Raw genomic sequence first — 24,250 nt, 5'->3', positions numbered from 1 at the left:
TACTGGATCAATTTTAACTTCTGTAGTGTCAGGTACTTGCTTGACACAAACTACCATTTCCATATTGTAAGCCTCCTGTAAATTTCATCAGAAATTTGCTTCATTGTAGTTCCCACTCTTAAAAATCCAACAGAAAATCAGGAAACGCATTAATCGAAATGAAACGTTTCCCAGCAGGTTCCCGGATATTATCGGTTTTTTGGACTACATTTTATTTTGCCATCACGATAATTTTAATATCCAATTTGTATTAAGATCCAAGTAATGCCAAAGGTTACCTCAGATTAGCAAAAAATTTGCTTTTTCAGAGGCAACCAAAACATTACCATCTATAACATACGCAACAACGGCTCTGTTTCCTTACAATTAACGCAAGATGCTTCCAGAAATAACCATGCGTTGCACCTGATTTGTGCCTTCATAAATCTGGGTAATTTTAGCATCCCTCATCATACGTTCAACAGGATATTCACGCGTAAATCCATATCCGCCATAAATTTGAACGGCATCCGTTGTAACTGACATCGCTGTATCTGAAGCAACGAGCTTCGCCATTGCCGCTTCTTTCGAATAAGGTAAGTCATGCGAAATATGATATGCCGCACGATACACAAGAAGCCTGGCTCCCTCTACTTTCGCTGCCATATCAGCTAACATAAATCCGATCGCCTGTTGTTTGCAAATTGGTTTACCAAATTGGGTGCGTTCTTTAGAATATTTAATCGCCGCCTCCAATGCGCCCTGGGCAATACCCAACGCTTGCGAAGACACGCCAATACGGCCACCATCAAGAGTCGACATGGCAATTTTAAAACCTTGCCCTTCTTTGCCAAGCAGATTACAAGCAGGCACACGGCAGTTTGTTAAAATAACTTCCCGCTGTACGGATGCGCGAATACCCATCTTGATTTCCTTCTTACCAAAGCTCAACCCTGGAGTACCTTTTTCAACAATAAAGGCGCTCATTCCCTTAGGACCAGCAGCCTTGTCAGTAATAGCAAAAACAACTTCAATTTCCGCTTCGCCGCCGTTTGTATTGAATATTTTAGTCCCATTGAGAATATAATGGTCACCATCTTTTACTGCCGTAGCTGTACCGCCGCTCACATCCGTACCTGCATTTGGTTCAGTCAAGCCAAAGGCACCTAATTTCGTTCCTTCAGCCAATGGTTTTAAATATTTTTGTTTCTGCTCTTCTGTACCATACTTAAAAATCGGCCAAGAGCACAAAGAAGTATGCACCGACATTCCAATACCTGTGGAAGCATCAACACGTGAAATTTCTTCACACGCAATGGCATAACTTACAAAGTCACTACCGATACCGCCGTATTCTTCAGGATAGGGAATTCCCATTAAGCCCATTTTACCCATTTCATTATAAATTTCCCGTGAAAAAAGTTCCTTTTCATCTCTTTCAGCAACCGTCGGTAACAATGCTTTTTCGGCAAATGCCCTCACTGTTTTGCGAATATCTTCCTGTTCTGTACTATAAATAAAATCCATGAATTTCTCCTCCAATTTTTATATAACGATTTTTTTCGTAGGCTTATCAAAGTCCTACAGCATTTCTATAAAACTCTGCACTCTAGTTTTAGCCTGCTCAAAAGTAACTGCCTGCTGCTCTATTTCAAGCAGTAAACTCTTAATTCCAGCTTCCTGAAACTGTCTGTAATATACCGGATAATCCCATTCTTCTGGATCACAGAATTTCATCATACAAATAATTACAGCATCAGCCTGATACTTCTTAACCATATTCTTCAACATCGTGCCTCGGAACTTTTTCGTATCTGTAGCCAAAGAACAACCCTCAAGATTTTGCCACACTTTGGCCAGTCGATAAAGTGGGTCGTGCCCAGCTGGCGCGTCAACACGAACCTGTCGTCCTTCTTGGGCGAGATCATCAGCAACAACTGCAATATGAAATTCATTAAATATTTTCAGCAATTCCGTTGGTTCAGCCATAATTCCAGTTAAAATAACCTTTTTACCAGTCCACGGCTGAACAGGCATAGCCTTCATTTCAGCAATCAATTTCTTCACCAAAACAGTATGTTGCGCTTTATCCATAAATAATCTGGCTTTCATTACTGCATGACGTTGAACAGTGTCAATAATCTGAGGATATTTTCCCACTAAATCGGAGAATTCCCGGACGATTTTTTTATTTTCATTATACGTGTCAATTGCCGCCTGAATGGCTTTATCCGTAATGGTAACACCCAGAATTTTTTCAAGTTTCGCCTTCACAATCTTATACTCTTCCACTAAAAATGTATTAGCAGATTCCAATTTTCTGTTTTGTGGATGCGTAAAGATGATAACAGGAGATGTTCCCTTCCATTTTTGGCTTAAACATTTTAATGTGTCACAAGGTACAGACATCAAAATAGCGTCTAAGCAATCGTAAGCCCCTTCAATTTCCAACTCCATGACGGATTGCATCATTGAACAAGCAAAAGATGGAAGATAGGTAGGCGCTTTGGTAATTTTCTTTTGACCGCCCCAGATACCAACAGGAAGATAGCCTGTTGCATAAACAAGTTCTTCAGGAACATAGTATGGTAAAATTCCTACCGCTCCTTTGCCTGTCCGAACTTTATAATCAGCAACCGCCTGTTTCGGATTACCCGCAATCGCTGACAGTTCATTGATGATCTTTTCTATTTTACTCATGATCGTTTTCCTCCTTTTTAAGCTTTTGTTTCCATCATTTCGGCTAGTGCCTGCACACGGGTATCAAACTGAGCCGTTGAGAAATTATTCGGATCGGTCTGGTCTCCATCAAAACTTACATAAGGCAACCCGGTTTTTTCCTTAATCATTCTGGCAGTCTCGACATTGAGGAAGCTCATCAGCTTACAGCTGCGATTCAGATGATAAGCCACGCCGTCACACTTCCCACCGTTCACCACATCAAGCAGGACGTTTACTTTATTCTCAAGACAAGTATTAATATAAACGTTCGTATAAGCTTCACCCATGGAACATAAATCTCCCGGTGTATACTCAAGATTCCATAACCCCGGATAAGCAGACCCCGTCATAATAGATCCTAAAGATTTTAAAGATTTAAAAGTATGACCAAGATAAGGCCAAACTGCAATTCCTTCCCAAGTAATACGATTTTTTTCAGCACCTTTAAACGCATAGACGCCGTTAGCCAAATTTTCTTCCAATTCATCAGCAAATTTTTTAAAGGTAATTTCCGCATAATCTCTGCTTCTTGCACAAACAATCAGCGCCATATAATTGAACAAGTCAAAACAATTCAGCGGAGAGGGTTTATAAGAAGATAATCGAGCAATTCTATTCCACTGAGCTACAGAACGCTGCGTTTGTTTCTGAACCTCTAGAAATTTATCCCAGTCCATCTTCTTGCCAGAAATTTTTTCGACCTGAGCAATTCCGTCTTTCAACTGAGCGGCAATATATTCTTTCGCATACTGTGGAACCGGCATGGTATGGTTAAAAGGAACATCAATGACAATACAAGGAATATTTAATTCCACCGCAAGATTCTCATACCACTTTAATAAAGTATTACAAATGTTATTGCAAGTAATGACAAAATCAGGAAGTGGTACCTTTGCTGCTGGAGAATTCGCTAATTTATCAGGCGTTTTTCCTGTCAAAGCCTGCTCTTTAAGCAATTCCATATAACCTATATTTACTCTACCGTAAGAACAGCAATCAGATGAATATCCCTTGTTAGTTGCAACATCAAGCATATCTAAAGCACCTTTTCTAGCTCCAATGCCTGCTGCATGCGTTTCTGGATAAACCATGGTAACTCCCATAGCAACACAGAATTCACTGGGAGCAACAGATGCCGACCAGGCAACCAAACCGCCATTGGCCTTTGCATCCCTTGCTTCTTCGTCCAATTTGGCCTGGTAATATGCCAATAACTGTTTTGAATTCATGCCTTCTGTTTCAGTCATAATACTCCCTCTTTTCCTTTATTTTCAAAGTGACTGGTCATAGTCACCCGTCACTCTTCTTCACTTCTTCATAAGCAAACAAGGCTGCTCCCAGAGCCCCCATGATTTGAGGATTCGGAGCGACAATCACCTTTTGGTTCAATGCAGCACTGATCGCTCGAACGACACCTTCATTTTGAGCCACACCGCCGCTCATGACTACATCGGGTTCTATCCCGCCTCTTCTGGCAAGGCCACAAGCTCTGGCAGCCACAGACTGATGAATACCAGCAACAATATTTTCTTTTGACGTCCCATTAGCTAATTGAGAAATCACTTCAGATTCAGCGAAAACAGTACAAGTACTGCTGATGGAAGCCGGTTCAGTTGCCCGACTATCATAGTCGGCTAGCTCTTCAATCGTAATTTCTAACACCCTGGCCATTACATCAAGGAATCGGCCCGTCCCTGCCGCACATTTGTCACTCATAAAAAATTGGTTGACCATACCGTTTTTATCAAGCATAATTGCTTTGGAATCCTGACCGCCGATATCAATGATGACACGGGCAGTGGGTATTACGTGAAAAATCCCCTTGGCATGACAACTAATTTCACTAATTTGCCGATCCGCTTCCTTAATAACAAATCGGCCGTAACCAGTGGCAACTATTTTTTGGATATCATCCAGCTTCAGTCCGCCTTTTCCAAGTACCGCTGCTATCACGCGTTTGGGACCCGTTGAGCCGGTACCGACCTGAACTACCTCCGCCGCAACGATGTGAGCGTTATGATCAAGTATGACTGCTTTAGATGATGCTGAACCTACATCAATTCCCATCGTAAACACGGGCAACCTCCTAATGTGAGCGTAAAATAACTGGTTATCGTTTAATTGGGGCAACAGTCTGAACAAATTCAACAAGTATACCTTCCGAATATCTTGGTCGCAAGAAATTGACAATAATATCGCTTGTCCCTTCTACAGCCTGTTGCTCCAATAGGCCTAATCCTTTACTTTCAAGTTCCTGGCGTACGGCTTCCACATCCTCGACCTCATAGGCTAAATGATGAATGCCACCTTTCCCGCCATTGTATTTCGTAAGAACGCCTTCCTTAGGAATAATAAATTCAAGCGGACTTTCCTTATCATGATATTTCGTAAAAATCAAATCCGCATGATAGGCCTCAACAAATCCTTGATAATCTATTTCAAGCCCGATCTTTTCCAAAAAACTATATGCTTTTTCCACTGTAGGAAGAACAATACCGACATGGTGCAATCTCATTGGTTTCACAGCTATCCATCCTTTTGATTTGATATAAAAATTATCTATCAAACTAAAATCGACCTTTTCACTTCAGCTATATCATATTTTTTAATCCCAGTAATTCCTCTTTGAAAATTGCTCCATTCATTCGCTTGACCTCTCCGTCAATTTTCGGAGCAAAACCCATTAAATCGATAATTTGAGTACGAATATCAATCCCAGGCGCTACTTCTATCAAATAAATTCCATCCCTGCGCAATTCAAAAACAGCTCTTTCCGTTATATAGAGAACAGTTTGATCGGTTTTCATAGCATATTGACCGCTAAAAGTAATTTGTTCTACCTGTTTTACAAACTTAATTTCCCGTCCTTCTTGTAAAACAATCAATTGACCATTTTCAACTTTTGTTTTTAACCCGTCCGTCGTAAAAGTACCACAAAAAAATACTTTCTTCGAATTTTGCGTAATATTAATAAATCCGCCACAACCCGCAATTCTTGTCCCAAATTTACTTACATTAATATTACCTGTTGCATCAACTTGAGCAAGTCCTAAAAAAGCAGAATCAAGCCCTCCGCCATCATAAAAATCAAATTGATAACCCTGATCAACAATGCACTCCGGATTACAACTTGAACCAAACTTGACACCACCTTGTGGAATTCCGCCGATGGGCCCTCCTTCTACCGTTAATGTCATATAGTCGCCAATTCCTTCTTCGTTGGCAACCATCGCGACATATTCAGGAACACCAATCCCAAGGTTTACAACAATATTTTTTTCAAGCTCCATGGCTGCTCTTCTACCAATCAATTTTTTAGTAGTTAACGCTGTACTTTGAACTCCACCTTCCGGTACTTTAATTTCGCCAGTAAGGGCCGGATCGTAATCACAACCCAAGCATTGCTTTTGATCTATTTCACTAGCTATGACAACAGCGTAAACATAGATTCCCGGTATTTTAACCAATTTTGGATCTAATGTCCCTGCCTTTACTATTTTTTCAACTTGAACAATTACCTTCCCCCCACTGTTTTTCACAGCTTGCGCCATCGATGTAGCCTCAAGAGACGCGACCTCTTTTTCAAAAGAGATATTCCCCGCTTCATCAGCATAAGTTCCCCTGATAAATGCAATATTGATGGGAAACGATTTGTACAAAAGTCTTTCTTCGCCTTTCGTACAGACAAGTTCTACTAAATCTTCTTGTGTCTTTGTATTGAGTTTCCCGCCTCCATTTCTTGGATCGACAAAGGTATTTAATCCAACATGAGTAACCATTCCGACCCGATGCGCTGCGATATCTCTTAATAGACAAGATAATATTCCCTGAGGCAAATTATATCCTTCGATCTCATTCTTCAAAACCAATTCACCCAGTTTGGGTACCATATTCCAATGACCGGATATAACTCTTTTTATCATTTTGGGATAGGCAAAATGATCAGATGCACTTCCGTCTCTATTGCCCTGGGCTGCAACAAAAGAAATCGTCAGCCCTTCCGGCTTTCCTGTAGCTAAAAATCTTTGTTCCAATGCTTTATTAAGCGTTTCCGGCAAAGAACTGCCCACAAATCCACTTGTAATGATGGTATCCCCATCCTTAACCAAGTTAGCAGCTTCTTCAGCTGTGAGTACAGTTACCTTTCTCATCGTTTCCTCCGTATAAAATTAGTATCCTGTATCTTCAGTCGTGATCTAGATCTGAACTTTGATATCACTGATAAAGCATTGCAAAAACCATGCCAAAAATATAAAGTTGGCAAGGATAAAAAAGCAGAGTAATTTTATAGAAAAGTACAGGAAAAATAGCTACAGCCAAGTATTCTCCACGTACTTTGCTGTTTTTCTAATTTTTAATCCAATTAATTCACTTGTATATAAAATTAACTATTTTTCACTTTTTTCTTATTTTATTTTAAATTGAGGCAAAATACCCCATGTGATGCATCATGACTCAAAACAATGCTATTTTTCTCAATCCCACGAATATTCAAATGATTTTTGCTTTCCACTTTTTTTTGCGATGTATTCTGCCTCAAATTTTACAAAAAAATAGCCAACCTCCAATCTTGGGTCGGCTATTCATCCTAAAAAGTATAAAATAATTCATAAAATGCTGTTAAAGACCATATTTTTTTATTTTCCGTAACACCGTAGTTTGGTCAATACCAGTAATTTTAGCGATTGCCCTACTACTAGAATTATTTTTCATTGCAGAACAAAGAATTTTCTTTTCAACTTCCGCTATCGCTTCCGGAATTGATATAAAACGATTGATGACAATCGTTTCCTTTAAATCATCTGAACCTGCAAAATTACTTAAAGAATGAATTTCCGGTGGCAAAGAAGAAAGTTCCAAATAGTCCCCATTACTGAGAACAACCATTCTTTCCATGGCATGACGTAATTGACGCACATTTCCAGGCCAATCATATTGCTCTAAGATTTTTAACACATCAGCATTGATTCGCTTATTCTGACCATAACGCTGATTACATTTATTGAGAAAAAAGATGCATAACGGCCGAATATCTTCAGGACGATCCCTAAGGGGCGGAATATAAATCTTGATGACGTTCAAACGATAATAGAGATCCTCTCTGAATTTATGATTTTTTACCATAACATCCATATTTTTGTTCGTAGCCGCCAAAATTCTCACGTCAACAGGGGTTGGAATACTATCACCTACTTTCGTCATTTTCCCTGTATCAAGTACTCGCAAAAGCTTCACTTGCAAATCAAACGGGAGATCGCCAATTTCGTCGAGAAACAAAGTTCCTCCATTAGCAGTTTCAAACAAACCTTTCTTTCCTGCTTTATTCGCTCCTGTAAATGCTCCACCCGTATATCCAAAGAATTCAGATTCCAAAAGATTTTCAGGAATAGCGCCGCAATTTACTGCTACAAAAGGCGCAGCCTTGCGTAGACTATGATCATGAATATATTGCGCCACAACTTCTTTCCCGACCCCTGATTCACCAGTAATTAAAACAGTGATATCTACTGAACTCACTTTCTGCGCGGAAACAAGTAAATTTTTCATCTTATCACTGACAGCTATAGGGCCTGTAGATTCACTATCGCCTTGCACTTTTTCCAACTGTTTCCTTAATTTAGCTAACTCTGACATATCACGGCAATTGCCTACAACGAGGCGCACCTTTCCTTCTCGATCAAAAATAGGATTGGCCGTCATCATAATCACTTTTCCCGGCACCATATCATAATGAGTTCGCGTAATCGACTTTTTGAATTTCAAAGCATCCAAAATAGCCGCTGAAAAGGGACGTGTTAACCAAAAATCCTTAAAACTTTGTAGCAGAATAGATTCTTTATTAATATTCATAATTCGACAATAGGAATCATTAACGAAAACAACCATAGAATGATCATCAATAACGAGCATTCCATCGTAAGATTGCTCGATAACCGCCGATATTTCATCATAAGAAAGGCAACGGTTACATTCATTGGAAGATTGTAAAATAGTAGTCAATCGTCTCACTCCTCGCATCAAAACAATACATTGCCATAGTCAAAAATAAATTTATCTGAATCAATATTCAGTTTTAGGTTCATATTGACGACATCGTGGATCTCATTATAAATAATGTAAATGTAAAATGTCCATTCTAAAATTCCTCCTTAATTAAATTTTATATCACTAGCAATAATCTCCTAATCAGCGGTATAAAAAAAGACTGCACTTTCTGATCGTCGTTATTCAAACGACAATCAGAAAAGGAGCAGCCTTTCAAATTTAGTCTACCACATTTCTAACCCTTTTAAAACAGGCAATCTAATTCAGCGAGAAATTTCGGAATAAGCTTGTTGTTATCCTCTAAGCCATGGATAAATCGCAAATGAATGATGAAATTTTCTTATTCATATAACTTACGGTAATACAAAATATGCACAAGATATATTTTCGCTATTTAACTAAATGATATAAACTTGACATAACCCGCAGTACAAAAAAATCAATTAGCGAACATTATGCGTTATACAAAAATTATTATGCAGGTTAGCGAAAGGATGATTATACACATGTTAAAGAAAATGGCATTAAAACTACTCTTAAAAAAATGGAATAAGGGCAACTTCTCTGTGATTTTTTGGGATGGTGAAAAAGAAAATTTTGGACAGGGAAACCCCTCTTTCACCCTAAAATTTAATCAAGAACCCTCTTGGCAACTAAATAACGATGACATCGTGTTGACTTTAGGAGAAGCTTATATGGATGGTATTATCGACCTTGAAGGGTCGATGGATGAGGTATTGCGGGTAATTACCGAAAATAGCCTTCCCGAAATGAAAAATGAACATACTATTGCAAATAAAATTTTTGAGCCAAAAATTCAAAAACAGAATATTCATCGTCACTATGATTTAGGAAATGATTTTTTCTCACTGTGGTTAGATAAAACCATGAGCTATTCTTGTGCCTATTTTAAGACGCAGAAAGATACACTTGAACAAGCTCAATTACAAAAAATTGATCATACTTTAAAGAAACTTAACTTAAAACCGGATGAAGAACTTTTAGATATTGGAAGCGGTTGGGGCTGGCTGATTATTCGGGCCGCACAGCAATATCATGTAAAGGCTACCGGAATTACTTTAAGTACGGAACAATATGATAGAACGAAAGAACAGATTCAAGCACTGGGTCTAGAAAATCAAGTCAAAGTTTATTTAACAAATTATCAAGAATTAGATTCTGATAAATTTCAGTTTAATAAAATTGTGAGTGTTGGCATGTTTGAACATGTAGGAAAAGGAAATCATAATCAATATATGAAAAAAGTTCACGAGCTTCTTGTTCCAGGTGGTATATCCTTATTACATACGATTACAGGCATGTTTGAGGAACCCGGCAACTCATGGATGAAAAAGTATATCTTCCCTGGTGGTTACGTACCGTCGCTTAGAGAAACAATTTGGGCATTACCTGAATATGATTTTCACTTATTACACCTTGAAAGTTTACGTCTTCATTATGCCCTGACTCTCGACTACTGGTATAATAATTTTCTGGAACATATTGATGAAATTCGACAAAAATATGGAGAACGTTTCGTTCGTATGTGGAGTCTCTATTTGCAAGGCTGTGCCGCTGCTTTTCGCGTATCCGGCTTAGATGTTCATCAATTATTATTTACCAAAGGATTAAACAACGACTTGCCTTTAACTTATAACTTCATTTATAACCAAAAATAACTGTGAACGAAATTGATTGCCTTCATCGAATCCAAAGATGGCATGAGCCAATCAAAAATTCCTTAAAGATAAAATAATCCTTATCCAATTTATTTGTGGATAAGGATTATTCATTTTCGCCGTTAGACATGATACACACTTTTCATTGCAATAAAAACAGTTACAATCTCTGGGTCAAATTGAATTCCCTTTTCTTCGCTAATGACTTGTAGCGCTTTTTCTTCAGTTAGCGCCTTATGATAGATTCGATCCGAAATCATGGCTTCATATGCATCGGCAATGCTTAATATACGAGCATATAATGGAATTTCTTGAGAACTTCTTCCGGTCGGATAACCACCCCCATTAAATTTTTCATGATGATAAAGAATTGCTTCTGCTATATCATGAAATTCAGTTAGGTCTTTCACTATAGAAAATCCGATCTCTGGATGCTTTTTCATAGTTTCAAACTCATTCTCAGTCAATTTTCCAGGGTTATTTAGTATCTGCTTAGGTATTTTTATTTTACCAATATCATGTAATTGTGCTGCAATCATTACATCATTTAGCTTTCGGCCTGAAAGATGTAATTTACCAGCTAAATTTACAGCTATGCTGGAGGTATTGCAACAATGCAAAGCTGTAATAGGGTCGTAATTAGCTATTGCTTTGAATAAAAATAAGGCAGTTTCTAATTTCATTTCAATTTTTTCGAAAACTTTTGAATGCATAATCAGGCACCTCAATGCTGAAACGAGATTTCTACTTCTCCACGTTACACATGGAATTTAGTCACTGAGGTCTGCAAATCTTGTGCTAGTTGGGCCAGAGCTTGACTAGAAGTTGCAATCTCTTCCATTGAAGCCAGTTGTTCTTCGGTGGCTGCCGAAACCCCTTGGGATTCACCCGCTGATTTTTTACTAAGATCATTGATCTTCTTGACCGAATCAACAATTTGCTGGCTGCCAGTAGCCATTTGCTGAATGGCTGCCGAAATTTCCTTAACTTGATCAGACACCTGACCTACTACATTCATAATTTCCTTAAAAGCAATTCCAGCATCATTGACCACCTCAGTCCCAGTCTGGACTTCTTGCGTACCTTCGTTCATAGCTACAACCGCTTTATCCGTTTCCCCCTGGATTTCGCCGATTAGTTCAGCAATCTTCTGGGCTGCTTCCTGAGATTGCTCGGCCAGTTTTCGCACTTCTTCTGCCACTACTGCAAATCCCTTGCCCTGTTCTCCGGCCCGAGCGGCTTCAATCGCGGCATTTAAAGCCAGCAAGTTCGTCTGCCCTGCAATACCAGAGATGGTGTCCACGATCTGACCAATTTCCTTAGACCGTTCGCCAAGTTTGGCTACCACCTGTGCAGATGTGTTGACGGTATTTTCGATTTGACTCATCTGCTTAACCGCTTGTTCCACTTCTTTATCGCCATTTTTAGCTTTATCGGCCGCCTGAGCTGAATGATCCGCCAACTGATTAGCATTGGCGGCTATCTGTTGAATCCCCGCTGACATTTGCTCCACTACGGCAGAAGCATCATCGGCTGCTTCCATTTGTGCATTAGCCCCTGCAGCTACCTCAGTGATAGACGAAGCAATTTGGTTAGTCGCTTGGGCCGATTGTTCAGAGTTAGCGTTAAGTTCTTCGCTAGAAGCTGCCACCTGTTCAGCATTGATGGTTACCTGCTTAATCAAGGTCTTAAGATTTAGAACCATCGTATTAAAAGCCGCCGCTAATTGACCAATCTCGTCCTGACTATTGTTCATCTCCACTTGTTCCGTCAAGTCGCCAGCTGCCACTTTACGGGCCACCACAGCCAACTTGTTGACTGGTCGTGATATGCTGCGAGCCGCAAAAAAACCTATAATCATACCCAAAATAGTGGCAAATACAGCAACAAACAAGGCTACTGTCCTAGTCTGTTTGGCATGATCCACAGCCCGATTCAATGAATCAGTAATTTGTTTATTACGAAGATTTTGGTACTCAGCCAATTTATCATTCAACAACTTGGCAGTTGGCGTCAATTCGCTTAGCATGATCTGACGGGCTTCATCGTCTTTACCTGCTTGAATCAGAGCTACAACCTTTTTCTCGGCAATTTCTGAATACTTATCGTCCAATGCCTTTACTTCGCTGCCTAAGCGTTTTCCTTCTGCCGTGACGGAATTTTTAATGAGTTCGTCTTCAATATTTGTATTCTCGTTGGCTACTTTCTTGTAGTCACTCAACAATTGCGGGTTTTTGGTAATATAATATCCGCGTATATAGCCGACCTCTTCAAAAGCATTGTTATTGATTTTATTGGTTTGGAGTAAGCGTGGCAAATCCGTAGTATTTACGCTATCCACCAGTTTTTCTACGTCATTTACCTTCCATATGGTGTAAGAAAACCCCACCGCAGCCACTACAACAACCAGTAAAAAATAAGTTATCATTTTTGTTGCTAAATTCATTTTCATATTTCCCGCCCCTATTTCTAACAGAACGGATTCGCCTCCTTAATTGGTAAGATTAGTCCAACAATAGAAAAAACATTCTGAACCTCCTAAATCCACTTGCCCCCACTGAATGACTTTTAAAACCATTTAACAAAGATAATGTAACACAACTAAATTGTGTTACATTATCTTAAAATATTAAAGTAACATATTGTATGATTATTGAATATTAAGAAGCATTATGGAGAATATACCAAATTATGAAATATGTAGAACCGAATTGCACAAGCAACAAATTGATGCAGTAAAAAGTTATTAAAAAACGAAATTTACGTGATTGTCTTCTTTTTGTTTTAGGGATTAATAGCGGTTTGCGGATCTTCGATTTGTTACAAAAATTTTTGGCTATTGGGCTTATAAAAGTGGCGCGGATTGTAACTAGAATTCAAATACTACTTAATCATTCAGCTCCTGGTGTAACATTAGCTTACATAGGAATTAACAAAAGATGAGTTAGATAGTATTTATATAAATCTAACCTATAAAAGCATAGCAAAAATTGACAAAAGAAGAAGGAAAAAGGGAAAAAATGGCGTAGTTATTATATAAGATTATTTAATGAATGCGTAACACAATTTAGTTGTGTTACTTGAATAAATTTTATATTCCATATTTCCAGTAGAATCATGGAAAAATCCGCTCCTCTGACTATAATAATTTGCAATATATTATAGCAGATTGGAACGGATTTTATTTTAAATCGTTGACCGTTGATTGTGCAATTTTTGGCACTGATTTAGTTAAGATTCTATGCCAAGTAACGGAAATCTTGATGCGAATTCTGTTTTCCTGTGTAAATACCATCAATTTATTTCATATAATTTCTCATTGATCGATTTTTGCATAGCCATTCCTTCTTCTATCGAATAGTCGACAACCAAATCCTGTTTTATTGCAACCAAGCGATTTCCCATGCCATTATGTAATAATTCCACCGCATGATAACCCATTCGCGTCGCATTCACCCGATCTAATACAGTTGGCGTTCCGCCGCGTTGTATATGACCTAAAATGGTTATTCGCGTATCAATCCCGGTTTGCGCTTCAACTTGTTTGGCAATTTCGCCAACATGATCTTTGCAGCCTTCGGCAACAATGATAATATGATTCGTTTTCCCTTGCTTCTGCGCCGCTAAAATTTTATTGCAAATGTCTTTTTTGACATCATAGGCTTTTTCAGGAACAAGTATGGCTGTAGCACCTGTTGCAATGCCGATATTTAAGGCCAAGTATCCGGCGCGTCGCCCCATCACTTCAACCAGGCTGCATTTTTCATGACTCTGGGTCGTATCTCTGAGTCTGTCCACAGCCTCCATACCGATATTACATGCCGTATCAAAACCGATTGAGTATTCCGTACATGCAATATCATTGTCAATCGTACCCGGAATCCCAATCGTCGGTATGCCAAGCTCACTGAGTTTCTCAGCTCCGCAAAATGAACCGTCACCACCGATAACCACGAGGCCATCAATACCGAATTCATGCGCTTTTTCTACGGCTTTCTCACGGCCTGCCTCTTCCATAAATTCTTTACATCTTGCTGTATAAAGAAATGTTCCTCCCTTTTGGATGATATCCGACACAGAAAGCGCATTGAGTTCGATAACATCACCATGAATCAAACCGTTATAACCACGCCGAACGCCAACAACTTTCAGGCCAAAACCTATTGCCGCTCTTACAACGGAACGAATTGTCGCATTCATCCCCGGAGAATCGCCGCCGCTTGTCAAAACACCAATTTTATTTATCTGATTCATTGTTTTTCACCTTCAATGAATATAGTTTTTTCTGTTAAACACCACTTCTTCGAGAACAACCGCATGATATACCGCATCTACTACATTTTTACAAAATGACTATCATTAACTAAATGTGCACATGCACTTTATTTTAAGATAAATATAGCACTTCAACATTAAAAATTCAACATTATTTTCAGAATTTTAATTGTTATCCATATTAATTTAAATAAAACACTGTGTATTTACTATATTATAAGTCGTATTTCGACTTTACAAATTTTTCTAAAAATTGTATGGACAGGTCTTTTTGTTAGTGCCAATCTAACCACAACCTAGATGTGCTTGTGCACACAGTGAAGCATTGAAAATATGAGTAGTTTCTGTCCGATGATTTTAGCCTTAACAGCATTAAATCCGATTTATCATTATCTGCGTAGACGTACCGGCATATGTATAATAACAGCCTTCTGCATAGTAAATCCTGGTAGAGTATCATTTGAGCGGTGCCGTAATAAATGTTCTTAAACCGCATCATCATTTCTTCGTTCTACCATCCGTCATTATGTAAGATAAAAGAACTCGATAATCGTTTTAAAACAGGCGTATTATTCGATTCCCGCCCAGTCGATGTGCTCAGCCTAATCAAGCAAACAAACGCCGACTACCTGCATCCACATTGGCATTACCTTGATTCTGAATGGATCAAGAGTGCCTGTGAAGCCGGCATCGGCGTCAATAGTTATACGATCAATACCCCAGAAGAATTTGCTTTTGCCAATAAACTAAGTCTTAACGGCATATTTAGCGATTATCCCGATCGCTGGCTAAAGGGCTAATTTTAAACAAGCAACTACCTGCTCGGCTTTTTTATCAAAAACATGTATCTCCCCACTCCCCGGTGTCACAACGATAGTATCGCCAATTTCCGGCAGCGTTTGTGGCACTGGGATTTTTATTGGTTAATCAAATGTTAATAAATGATAATTATCATAGGACTATAACATTCTGCAGATTCGAAGCGATGGGGAAAATTTTTCTGACCACGATTCAATAATTGTAAGCCGGAGGAGGAAAACAGATGATGTTAACCAACTATCTAAAAAAAGGAAAAGAATTGGCTAACAATGGTGATTGGCAGCAAGCTAAACAGATATTTTGCAAAGCAATTCAAATAATGCCCGACTCTGCCGAGGCTCATTATTATCTAGGTATAGCAAGCAAAGAACTTCAAGATTGGGAAAAATCAATCGAATATCTAAGCCTGGCAATTGCCCTAGCTCCCAATTATTCAGAAGCACATTTCATGTTAGGAATTATCTTTAGTGATTGTCGCCAATGGAAAGAAGCCGCGGCATCCTACTACAATACCATCAAACTAAAACCGGACTGGGCAGAAGCCTATTTCCGTCTTGGCATTGTTCTCATCTCCCTTAACCGCCCCGAAGGAGCGGAATCATGTTTTCGTACCGTAATCGGGCTAAAACCTGATTATTCTGATGCCTACAATAGTTTAGGCATCCTCTATTCCCGAAGAAATATGTTATCGAAAGCACTGCAATCTTTTTCCCGCTGCGTTGATCTCAATCCTGACCAGCCTATTGCACACAATAATCTGGGTCTCACTTTACAAAAGCTAAAACGATATCGTGAAGCCGAAATGAGTTTTAAAAAAGCAATCGAATTAAATCCCCAGTATGCCAAAGCATTTAACAATTTGGGATTAATTTACGAACAGCTAGATCGCTTGCCTCAAGCTGTCGACATGTTACAACACGCCATTAAAATCCAGCCGGATTTTTTGCTGGCCTATCATAATTTGACCGTGATACTGGTTAAAATCAATCGATTCGCTGAAGCGGAAAACTATCTGCGACAAGCCATTGATCTAAAACCCGATTTTTACGAAACATACCGGCGGCTGGGAGTCGTTCTAAAAAAAATGCGTCGGTTAAAGGAAGCAGAACTTGCCTATCAAAAAGCGCTTGAATTGGCTGATTCCGACCAAGCCGTATCCGTGCGACACGTGCTGGGCGTTTTATATCTTCTTTGCGGACAATTCGCCAAAGGCTGGCCCCACTATGAATACCGCCGCATTGTTTATGAGCAGCACATTTATGCCCCACCAACCCCGCAAATCAGCAATGTCCCCTACTGGCAAGGCGAGTCGCTGTCCGGAAAAAGCCTGATCCTCTTCTTTGAGCAAGGACTGGGAGATACTATCCAGTTTATAAGGTATTTACCGCAACTTTCTAAAGCAGCGCGGAAAGTAACGGTAATTGTCCAATCCGGGCTACAACAATTATTGAGTTATTCCCTGAACAATAACATGTATAACGAGAATAACCTGCCGAGCGAGCCATATGATTTTGCCTGCTCCGTACATAGCTTGCCTGCGCTGTTTAAAACTTCAGCAGAAACCATTCCGAATCTTCCCTACATCACTGTTGAAAACACGTTCGCAGCAAAATGGCAAAATACGCTTGGTAAAATGATCGGCGGCCGCCGGTTTCGCGTCGGAGTCGTATGGGCCGGAGATCCCTACCATGAAAATGATTGCAACCGCTCAATCCCTTTTGCCACTTTTCGGCAACTTTTCAACGTGGAAAAAACTGACTGGGTTAGCCTGCAAGTCGGGAAAAGAGCGGGTGATTTACCACTACTGCCTAATGTGACAAATCTATCGCCGCGATTAACCGACTTTCATGAAACCGCAGGAGCGATCAAAAATCTTGATCTGGTCATTAGTGTGGATTCGGCCGTAGCTCACTTGGCGGGCGCCATGGGTAAACGAACCTGGACCCTGCTGCCATTCGATTGCGATTGGCGATGGCAGCTAGATCGTGAGGACAGCCCTTGGTATCCGTCGCTGCGTCTTTTTCGTCAGCAAAAGCCGGGGAACTGGCAAGATGTCCTTGACAGAGTTCAAAATTCTTTACGAAATATTTGATAGCTATTCGCAGCTCCGTCAATGGCTCTTGTCTTCTCATCGGCTTTTAGCTGCCGGGCTACTACGGGCACGGTTGCGGCAATGACACCTGTATAATTGTTATAGCATATTTCTACCATTAAAATAAAAACCAATAGAATCCCAACACGCTAATAACAAAAGCTGTTCCTAAATATAACGTTTTCTTAGGAACCCTTTCTGGGTTCGCGATGTGACTGCGGCCGCATCGCCATGATCATCATCCCAATTAGCCAATGTCTCTCCTTGTTATCTCAGCCTACTGCTTACATGCCCATTGACCGCGGCGAGGCCCCTGCCCCAGAAAAGACAGCCGAGCCAGATCGGAGTAACCGCAATATTCGCAAATGCTTTTCTTTCCAGCGTTTTTGTGGTAAAATGCCGATGAAACATAAAATTTATGTTAAAGGAGATACAGGTTTATGTTTAAATATGGTATATCGGATATTGTAGCAAGCCGGGAGGTTTGTGTATATTAGACGATACAAAAACCTCCCATAAGTTATAACTATAACTTTCAGGAGGATAAAAAATTGAATAGAATAGATATGAAAAAATTAGGGTTCACCGATAGGTTTGCGGCTGAATCTACTTTATATAATGATCTTTATGTTGGGCGTGCTTTTTCTCAAGCGAAAGATTTATATAAGGTAATGTGTGAAAACGGTGAAATGATGGCCGAGGTATCCGGTAAATTTCGTTTTGAAGCGAAAACGCTATCTGATTTTCCGGCGGTAGGCGATTTTGTCATGCTTGACCGGGATGTAAGCGCAAACGGGAACGCCATTATTCATCATGTGCTTTCAAGAAAAAGCGTCTTTATCAGAAAGGCGGCCGGAACATCAAACAACGAACAGGTTGTGGCGAGTAATATCGACACGGTTTTCATATGTATGTCGCTGAATAACGACTTTAATCTGCGTAGGTTGGAGCGTTACCTGTCCATCGCTTGGGATAGTGGAGCGGTTCCCGTTATCGTTTTGACTAAATCGGATTTATCTGACGATGTGGAACAAAAACTCCATGAAGTGGATACTGTCGCCGTTGGCGCCGATGTTCTTGTTACCACGGCCAGGCGTGAGGACGGCCATTTCCAGATAATGCGGTATATTAAAGAAGGCCAAACAATCGCGTTTATCGGTTCATCAGGCGTTGGCAAGTCTACTCTTATCAATCGCTTAATTGGAGAAGATAAGCTGGATACAAAAGGACTTAGAAATGACGATAAAGGAAAGCACACGACCACAAGGCGCGAGCTTATTTTGCTAAAAAATGGCGGCATAGTCATTGACACGCCGGGAATGAGAGAGCTTGGCCTGGAAAGTGCTAATCTGTCTAAAACCTTTGCAGATATTGACGAGCTTGCGTTTATGTGTAAATTCCATGATTGTACGCACGCCAGCGAACCGGGTTGTGCGGTGCAAAAAGCGATTTTCGACGGTACTCTTTCCGTCGAAAGGCTTTTAAGCTATCAAAAACTAAAGAAAGAGACAAAATACGAGGGTCTTAATTTCAAACAAATTGAAACTACGAAGCTGAATGAAATGTTTAGCGGTGTAGGTGGTATGAAGAACGCCCGAAGGTTTGCAAAAAGTAAAAATCGGGAAAGGTAAAATCTTTAAAAAAGGAGAATGGCTTATCATCCTATATTATTTGGAGTCGGTGTTATGCGGAGCAAAGGCTATCGCATAACAAACATGCTGTGAGATAGCCTTTGCTCCATCCTAAAACTACAATTTTAGGAGGAGCATAATGGGTTACAAGAACGCAGTTAGTATATTTCCCACCGATTTGTTAAAAGCAATACAACAGTATATCGACGGTGAATATATTTATATCCCACGAAAGGCAGAGAATAAAAAACGTTGGGGGGAAGTAAAACCAAGCAGGCAATATATTCAGAAACGCAACGAGATGATTTTTTCCCAGTATCAAGACGGTATTTCGGTTGAGGATATTGCAAGCTGTAATTACTTATCACCCAAAACAATCTACAAAATATTGGCTGATATGAAAAACCAATGCTAAAGTGAGAGCGACATGGTGATTTTGCCTTGTCGCTTTTTTGTTTCTGAATTATCTTGTAGGGTGCATTGTAATAATATAACTACTATAATTGATTTATAGCAGCAAGATAAAGGATTAATGGAGGACGATTATTATGTACACATTTACAAATCAATTTATTTCCAATCAGAATAACATGGAATTTTTGAAAGCTACCATGATGGGGCCTAATGCCATGCGAGTAGCAGAGGAATTAGCGTCATGCCTAAACATCAATGAGAATATGCATATACTTGACCTTGGTTGCGGGTGCGGTCTTTCCACGCTCTTGCTGACACAAAAATACGGCGCAAAAGTTTTCGCCGCCGACTTGTGGATTTCACCGACTGAAAACAATGAGCGTTTCAAATCTATCGGGATTGACGATAAAGCCGTTCCGATTTCAGTAGACGCAACCAAAGGATTGCCTTTCGCAAACGGATATTTTGACCTGTTGTTTACTGTGGACGCTTACCATTATTTCGGTGATACGGCGGAAATGCTCCCGTCGCTCATTCCTTTTGTGAAAAAGGGCGGCTATATCGCCGTGGCTATTCCCGGCTTAAAATACGAATTTTGGAAAAATATTCCCGATGATATGCAGCCGTTTTGGAATAACGAGATGGAAAGAACTCTGCACTCTGTTGATTGGTGGAAGGATTTGTGGAAGAGGACCGAGGGCATTGAAATGGTGGACAGCCGTGAAATGGCCTGTTGCAGACAGGCGTGGAAAGAATGGCAGACCGGTTATCATCCCATTGTCGCTGAGGACATCAAAATGATGGAGGCTGAGGGCGGAAAGTATTTTAATCTTGTTCAGTTGATTGCTAAAGTCATTTGAATGGCGACCATCGCAATAAAAATAAGCTTTAAAATAGGCATTTTAATTAGCCAATTTTGAAGCTCATTTTGTATTGTCAATCTTATTCGGGTTTCGTATAAACGTTCAACCCTATTTTTATTTCTTCCGCTCCCGGCAAAGCTTGATTGCCTTCACTACTTGCAATAATGATTGATTTGCCACTACTCGACTTGCCAAAGCGCTTGGATAAATCGACGGTAATGGTCAACTTATCGCCTTCAACTTTCATTTCCACGTTTTTCATTTCATCATCTCCTATATAATCGCTGTTAAATTAATTAAAAACGCTATTAGAAAAACCATAATAAATAACCGCAAACAAGATTAAATATACATATTATTGGCATGCCAATGACGAAAGACCGATGGCGTGTTTTATGACGGAATACGTACATCCCAAGAAGAATACCAACAGCACCAAAGACCAAGGCCCAAAGAAAAAAAGTTCGTTCCCTTATACGCCACTCATTCCGTCTAGCCCGCCGCTTATCTAGCCTAACCATAATAAACCCGGCAAAATTCCAAAGAATATATAGTACCATTATATCTTTTCCATCGCCTCCACAGTGACCTTTGCATTCATTCAATCCATTACGCAGCTTTCTACTGCCGGACCGATTGCCACATTAATGACTGCATCACAAGACTCACGCCATCAGCAAAGCCTTGTTTATAGAATATCTCGCCAGCAACCGTTTCTTTCCACGTAAAACCTTCCTCCAATTTATTTAGTTTTTCAACAGCCTCTTTTGATAGCGTTGCAGCTAATTCTTGCTGCAATCGATCAATTTCCTGCTCCGCCCAATAATAATCACCCGATACTTTTCCTAATTTCATCAGGTTACCCTCATTGTGCATCGCCCGCAATTCCCGTGTCGCCGTTTCAAAAATACCCAAACCTTCGCTCATAAAATATTCATCCCCCATATTCAGGCTGCAACGGGGGCTCCTTCCACCAATAAGGTGTGGAACCCGCCGTACACCCCGTCTAAGGAGGAAATTAAAAAACGCACGCGAGGTCTCTTGCTGACCTACACATGCGCTTTGCTTTCTCGTTTGCATATCTATGCATGCAGCCGCTAAGCTCCGTCCAAACAACCCGCTTATTATACCGAACATACCGTCGCTTGTATCAATGAAGGGCACACGGTATAATAATAAGTATCGTCGTGGACAGTTCGCTGTTACGTGTAGGTGCTCATCCACCTGCTCGTGCCTGTAAGTGTGACCGCACTTTCAGGACACGGCGACTTTTTAATTTCCACCTATTTCTAATTATAGTCCCTTGTCCAAAGATTGCAAGTAAACAGGCCGAAAAAAATCGATGACTAGACAAATAGGCGTTTTCTTATGACTTTAATAAGTTGTGAGCTTTTTTTTATTTTATGGTATTATTACTCATATAAAAAATGATAAAGTAGGTAGATATAGTGGACAATTCTAAAAATATATACTTATTCTTGTTTTACAACGGAGAAATTTTAGTACAAAAAAGTAAAGAACTCATCCATATTCCTTTGTTAAACGATATCAGCAATTTACCAATCGAACCAACGGCCCTTCACTTTATCGGCTCGTTTAACGACACGGCCTGCTATGTTGGTATTCTCAAGACTACCAACATCCCTGATGGATTTTTCCTCCGCCAACCAAGACAGCTCTATGGATACTTAAAAAATGATCTAATGAAATTCACTTTGCGCAGCTTTCATCTTGTAAATTGGCTAAAAAACAATAAATTTTGTGGCCGTTGCGGGGGAAAAATGGTTCCATCAACGGATGAACTCGCCATGAAGTGTACGGACTGTGATTTTCTTGTTTATCCGCGACTTTCGCCTGCGATGATCGTTGCTGTTGTCAAAGACCATAAACTTCTTTTAGCACACTCAAATAAATTTCCCTCTGGCAGATATAGCGTACTCGCCGGATTCGTCGAACCTGGTGAAACACTGGAAGATTGCGTAAAAAGAGAAGTCAAGGAGGAAGTGGGAATTGAAGTTAAAAACATCCGCTATTTTGACAGCCAGCCCTGGCCCTTTCCTGATTCACTTATGATTGCTTTTACAGCTGAATACTCATCTGGTGAATTATCTATTGATAACAACGAAATTCTAGCTGCCGATTGGTTCTCCCCCGACAATTTTCCGGACTTACCCGGTAATGAGAGTATCGCCAAACGATTAATTAATTGGTTTACAAATATAGAACATTCCGCTAGCTACCACTCTCCCATGCCCAAATAGACCAGTCTTGACAAAACCAACGTTCCAGCGTATCGTTCAGTTAGTACAGTTTTAATTCAAGAAATCATTGAGAGTATTTCTAAAAATATAATCGAGGTAAAACAACATGGATAATATATTGAAAACTGAAAACCTATATAAATCTTATTTTAATAAAAAAGCATTGCAAGGAGTAAATCTAACGATACCACAAGGAAAAATAGTAGGCCTCCTTGGACCTAATGGTAGTGGTAAAACTACTTTTCTAAAAATAGCAGCTGGCCTATTACATCCCTCTTCCGGCCAAATGCTCATAGACGGTCAAGAACCCGGAGTCTATACAAAGTCCATTGTTTCCTATTTGCCTGACATCGAGTATTTTTTCAAATGGGGAAAAATAAAAGATGCCGTTCAATATTTCAACGATTTCTACTCTGACTTTGATGAAAAAAAAGCCTTTGAGTTACTGGAATTTATGAAACTGGATACCAATAGTAAGATTAAAAGTTTATCAAAAGGTATGAATGAAAAATTAAAGCTAACATTAGTGCTTTCGCGAAAAGCAAAACTCTATATACTTGACGAACCGCTTGGTGGTGTAGATCCTACTACTAGAGAAAAAATATTAGATGCAATCATCAATAATTTTAGTAAAAACAGTTCAATGATCATTACGACCCATCTTGTAAATGATATTGAACGAATTTTTGATGATGTAGCATTTATATCCGATGGAGAGATCGTACTACAGGGGAATGCGGAAGAATTAAGACTGAGCAAAAACAAATCTATTGATGAATTGTACCGGGAGGTATTTCAATAATGTTTAATCTTATAAAATATGAATTAAGAGGAAAGTTTTTAACCATACTTGGTATTTGCCTAACTGTTATAATAGGAAATCTCTTCTTAATGACGAAAAGTGCTACCGGGGGAATCGGAATACCTGTACTATCAACTATACTAGGGATCGGTGCCCTAATTGTCATATTTATATCTTCGTTAACACTCCTGAGTGATTATTTGTATGATGACCAAGGTTACTTATTATTTACACTTCCCCAGTCAGGTGTGTCAATAACAGCCTCCCGACTGATAGCCGCTGTAATTCAAATAAGCATTGTTGCAATTGTGTCTTTGTTAATGTTTTACTTGGTTGATCAAGGGAGAATATTGAATGTCCTATTGCGCGACATAGAGGTACAGGAACTAATATATTCTATCCTTCTGTATATATGGACCATTGTTTCTTGTTTAACATTTATATACTTCTGTATGGTTGTTGGCAAAATAGCCTTTAAAGGGAAAAAGTTAGGGAAAATAGGTTCGTTCATCATTTTTTTTCTATTAAGTATAGTAATGAACGGGCTAACGATCCTAATTTCAAATTTTTTCCCAAGTATATTGCAATTAGGTTCGATCAGAACAATTACGTTTAATATTGGGAGTACTCTATTTGATATTATTACCTTTGCAATATTATTCATGGCCA

At 39.5% G+C, this 24,250-nt stretch carries 21 protein-coding genes; 8 read left to right on the top strand and 13 right to left on the bottom strand.

The annotated features are described in order from the left end of the window. Positions 1-366: 366 nt before the first annotated feature. From Ga0466249_RS04855 to Ga0466249_RS04825, 7 genes are all read right to left on the bottom strand, one after another. The gene (locus tag Ga0466249_RS04855; RefSeq protein WP_215828288.1) at positions 367-1,506 is read right to left on the bottom strand and encodes an acyl-CoA dehydrogenase; all 1,140 of its coding nucleotides are present in this window, start codon (positions 1,504-1,506) and stop codon (positions 367-369) included. Between the two features lie 54 nt (positions 1,507-1,560). Further along, positions 1,561-2,679 (bottom strand): 2-hydroxyacyl-CoA dehydratase subunit D, encoded by a 1,119-nt coding sequence (locus tag Ga0466249_RS04850; protein ID WP_215828287.1) that lies wholly within the window; start codon positions 2,677-2,679, stop codon positions 1,561-1,563. Between the two features lie 17 nt (positions 2,680-2,696). Then, positions 2,697-3,947, bottom strand: coding sequence for a 2-hydroxyacyl-CoA dehydratase subunit D (locus tag Ga0466249_RS04845; protein WP_215828286.1), 1,251 nt, complete (start codon positions 3,945-3,947; stop codon positions 2,697-2,699). 43 nt (positions 3,948-3,990) lie between these two features. Then, entirely contained in the window at positions 3,991-4,767 is a 777-nt protein-coding gene (locus Ga0466249_RS04840; RefSeq protein WP_246588479.1) for an acyl-CoA dehydratase activase, read from the bottom strand. 43 nt (positions 4,768-4,810) lie between these two features. Beyond that, positions 4,811-5,215 (bottom strand): VOC family protein, encoded by a 405-nt coding sequence (locus tag Ga0466249_RS04835; RefSeq protein ID WP_246588478.1) that lies wholly within the window; start codon positions 5,213-5,215, stop codon positions 4,811-4,813. A 76-nt stretch (positions 5,216-5,291) separates the two neighbouring features. Beyond that, a complete protein-coding gene (locus Ga0466249_RS04830; protein ID WP_215828283.1) occupies positions 5,292-6,851 on the bottom strand; it encodes an acyl CoA:acetate/3-ketoacid CoA transferase in 1,560 nt (519 codons plus the stop codon). Positions 6,852-7,320: 469 nt separating this feature from the next. Then, positions 7,321-8,700, bottom strand: a complete 1,380-nt coding sequence (locus tag Ga0466249_RS04825) for a sigma-54 interaction domain-containing protein (RefSeq protein WP_215828282.1) — start codon at positions 8,698-8,700, stop codon at positions 7,321-7,323. Positions 8,701-9,251: 551 nt separating this feature from the next. Between Ga0466249_RS04825 and Ga0466249_RS04820 the strand changes: the two genes are divergently transcribed. Beyond that, the gene (locus tag Ga0466249_RS04820; RefSeq protein ID WP_215828281.1) at positions 9,252-10,424 is read left to right on the top strand and encodes an SAM-dependent methyltransferase; all 1,173 of its coding nucleotides are present in this window, start codon (positions 9,252-9,254) and stop codon (positions 10,422-10,424) included. A gap of 122 nt (positions 10,425-10,546) precedes the next feature. On the opposite strand, the gene Ga0466249_RS04815 is transcribed toward Ga0466249_RS04820, so the two are convergent. From Ga0466249_RS04815 to pfkA, 3 genes are all read right to left on the bottom strand, one after another. Next, entirely contained in the window at positions 10,547-11,137 is a 591-nt protein-coding gene (locus tag Ga0466249_RS04815) for an HD-GYP domain-containing protein (RefSeq protein ID WP_246588451.1), read from the bottom strand. A gap of 44 nt (positions 11,138-11,181) precedes the next feature. After that, positions 11,182-12,870 (bottom strand): methyl-accepting chemotaxis protein, encoded by a 1,689-nt coding sequence (locus tag Ga0466249_RS04810; protein WP_215828324.1) that lies wholly within the window; start codon positions 12,868-12,870, stop codon positions 11,182-11,184. An 848-nt stretch (positions 12,871-13,718) separates the two neighbouring features. Next, positions 13,719-14,678, bottom strand: a complete 960-nt coding sequence (gene pfkA, locus Ga0466249_RS04805; protein ID WP_246588450.1) for a 6-phosphofructokinase — start codon at positions 14,676-14,678, stop codon at positions 13,719-13,721. Between the two features lie 500 nt (positions 14,679-15,178). Here pfkA and Ga0466249_RS04800 point away from each other — a divergent pair, with 500 nt between their 5' ends. From Ga0466249_RS04800 to Ga0466249_RS04780, 5 genes are all read left to right on the top strand, one after another. After that, complete coding sequence (locus Ga0466249_RS04800) at positions 15,179-15,499, top strand: glycerophosphodiester phosphodiesterase (RefSeq protein ID WP_215828280.1); 321 nt, start codon at positions 15,179-15,181, stop codon at positions 15,497-15,499. Between the two features lie 242 nt (positions 15,500-15,741). Then, positions 15,742-17,610 carry a tetratricopeptide repeat protein gene (locus tag Ga0466249_RS04795; RefSeq protein ID WP_215828279.1) on the top strand — a complete coding sequence of 623 codons (1,869 nt, stop codon included), beginning with the start codon at positions 15,742-15,744 and terminating at the stop codon, positions 17,608-17,610. A gap of 551 nt (positions 17,611-18,161) precedes the next feature. Then, positions 18,162-19,241 carry a ribosome small subunit-dependent GTPase A gene (gene rsgA, locus Ga0466249_RS04790; protein ID WP_215828278.1) on the top strand — a complete coding sequence of 360 codons (1,080 nt, stop codon included), beginning with the start codon at positions 18,162-18,164 and terminating at the stop codon, positions 19,239-19,241. A 139-nt stretch (positions 19,242-19,380) separates the two neighbouring features. Continuing rightward, positions 19,381-19,656, top strand: a complete 276-nt coding sequence (locus Ga0466249_RS04785; protein WP_215828277.1) for a CD3324 family protein — start codon at positions 19,381-19,383, stop codon at positions 19,654-19,656. 133 nt (positions 19,657-19,789) lie between these two features. Next, the gene (locus Ga0466249_RS04780; RefSeq protein WP_215828276.1) at positions 19,790-20,515 is read left to right on the top strand and encodes an SAM-dependent methyltransferase; all 726 of its coding nucleotides are present in this window, start codon (positions 19,790-19,792) and stop codon (positions 20,513-20,515) included. An 82-nt stretch (positions 20,516-20,597) separates the two neighbouring features. Here the strand turns inward: Ga0466249_RS04780 and Ga0466249_RS04775 are convergent, their stop codons facing one another. From Ga0466249_RS04775 to Ga0466249_RS04765, 3 genes are all read right to left on the bottom strand, one after another. Continuing rightward, positions 20,598-20,780, bottom strand: coding sequence for a hypothetical protein (locus Ga0466249_RS04775; protein WP_215828275.1), 183 nt, complete (start codon positions 20,778-20,780; stop codon positions 20,598-20,600). Positions 20,781-20,826: 46 nt separating this feature from the next. Next, the gene (locus Ga0466249_RS27705; protein WP_215828274.1) at positions 20,827-21,078 is read right to left on the bottom strand and encodes a DUF1294 domain-containing protein; all 252 of its coding nucleotides are present in this window, start codon (positions 21,076-21,078) and stop codon (positions 20,827-20,829) included. A gap of 61 nt (positions 21,079-21,139) precedes the next feature. Further along, positions 21,140-21,445 (bottom strand): hypothetical protein, encoded by a 306-nt coding sequence (locus Ga0466249_RS04765; protein WP_246588449.1) that lies wholly within the window; start codon positions 21,443-21,445, stop codon positions 21,140-21,142. A 521-nt stretch (positions 21,446-21,966) separates the two neighbouring features. Between Ga0466249_RS04765 and nudC the strand changes: the two genes are divergently transcribed. Further along, on the top strand, positions 21,967-22,779 hold the full coding sequence (gene nudC, locus Ga0466249_RS04760) for an NAD(+) diphosphatase (protein ID WP_215828273.1): 813 nt from the start codon (positions 21,967-21,969) through the stop codon (positions 22,777-22,779). A gap of 106 nt (positions 22,780-22,885) precedes the next feature. Continuing rightward, positions 22,886-23,581 carry an ABC transporter ATP-binding protein gene (locus tag Ga0466249_RS04755; RefSeq protein ID WP_215828272.1) on the top strand — a complete coding sequence of 232 codons (696 nt, stop codon included), beginning with the start codon at positions 22,886-22,888 and terminating at the stop codon, positions 23,579-23,581. Positions 23,582-24,250 lie beyond the last annotated feature (669 nt).

The organism is Pelorhabdus rhamnosifermentans (assembly GCF_018835585.1).
Lineage (GTDB): Bacteria > Bacillota > Negativicutes > UMGS1260 > UMGS1260 > Pelorhabdus > Pelorhabdus rhamnosifermentans.
This window is presented reverse-complemented; position numbering and strand designations above follow the sequence as displayed.

Excerpts from the sequence above, each read along its gene's own strand:
- Ga0466249_RS04855 (WP_215828288.1), bottom strand. The coding sequence starts at position 1,506 with ATGGATTTTATTTATAGTACAGAACAGGAAGATATTCGCAAAACAGTG.
- Ga0466249_RS04850 (WP_215828287.1), bottom strand. The coding sequence starts at position 2,679 with ATGAGTAAAATAGAAAAGATCATCAATGAACTGTCAGCGATTGCGGGT.
- Ga0466249_RS04845 (WP_215828286.1), bottom strand. The coding sequence starts at position 3,947 with ATGACTGAAACAGAAGGCATGAATTCAAAACAGTTATTGGCATATTAC.
- Ga0466249_RS04840 (WP_246588479.1), bottom strand. The coding sequence starts at position 4,767 with ATGGGAATTGATGTAGGTTCAGCATCATCTAAAGCAGTCATACTTGAT.
- Ga0466249_RS04835 (WP_246588478.1), bottom strand. The coding sequence starts at position 5,215 with ATGAGATTGCACCATGTCGGTATTGTTCTTCCTACAGTGGAAAAAGCA.
- Ga0466249_RS04830 (WP_215828283.1), bottom strand. The coding sequence starts at position 6,851 with ATGAGAAAGGTAACTGTACTCACAGCTGAAGAAGCTGCTAACTTGGTT.
- Ga0466249_RS04820 (WP_215828281.1), top strand. The coding sequence starts at position 9,252 with ATGTTAAAGAAAATGGCATTAAAACTACTCTTAAAAAAATGGAATAAG.
- Ga0466249_RS04815 (WP_246588451.1), bottom strand. The coding sequence starts at position 11,137 with ATGCATTCAAAAGTTTTCGAAAAAATTGAAATGAAATTAGAAACTGCC.
- Ga0466249_RS04810 (WP_215828324.1), bottom strand. The coding sequence starts at position 12,870 with ATGAATTTAGCAACAAAAATGATAACTTATTTTTTACTGGTTGTTGTA.
- pfkA (WP_246588450.1), bottom strand. The coding sequence starts at position 14,678 with ATGAATCAGATAAATAAAATTGGTGTTTTGACAAGCGGCGGCGATTCT.
- Ga0466249_RS04800 (WP_215828280.1), top strand. The coding sequence starts at position 15,179 with ATGTTCTTAAACCGCATCATCATTTCTTCGTTCTACCATCCGTCATTA.
- Ga0466249_RS04795 (WP_215828279.1), top strand. The coding sequence starts at position 15,742 with ATGATGTTAACCAACTATCTAAAAAAAGGAAAAGAATTGGCTAACAAT.
- Ga0466249_RS04785 (WP_215828277.1), top strand. The coding sequence starts at position 19,381 with ATGGGTTACAAGAACGCAGTTAGTATATTTCCCACCGATTTGTTAAAA.
- Ga0466249_RS04780 (WP_215828276.1), top strand. The coding sequence starts at position 19,790 with ATGTACACATTTACAAATCAATTTATTTCCAATCAGAATAACATGGAA.
- Ga0466249_RS04775 (WP_215828275.1), bottom strand. The coding sequence starts at position 20,780 with ATGAAAAACGTGGAAATGAAAGTTGAAGGCGATAAGTTGACCATTACC.
- Ga0466249_RS27705 (WP_215828274.1), bottom strand. The coding sequence starts at position 21,078 with ATGGTACTATATATTCTTTGGAATTTTGCCGGGTTTATTATGGTTAGG.
- Ga0466249_RS04765 (WP_246588449.1), bottom strand. The coding sequence starts at position 21,445 with ATGAGCGAAGGTTTGGGTATTTTTGAAACGGCGACACGGGAATTGCGG.
- Ga0466249_RS04755 (WP_215828272.1), top strand. The coding sequence starts at position 22,886 with ATGGATAATATATTGAAAACTGAAAACCTATATAAATCTTATTTTAAT.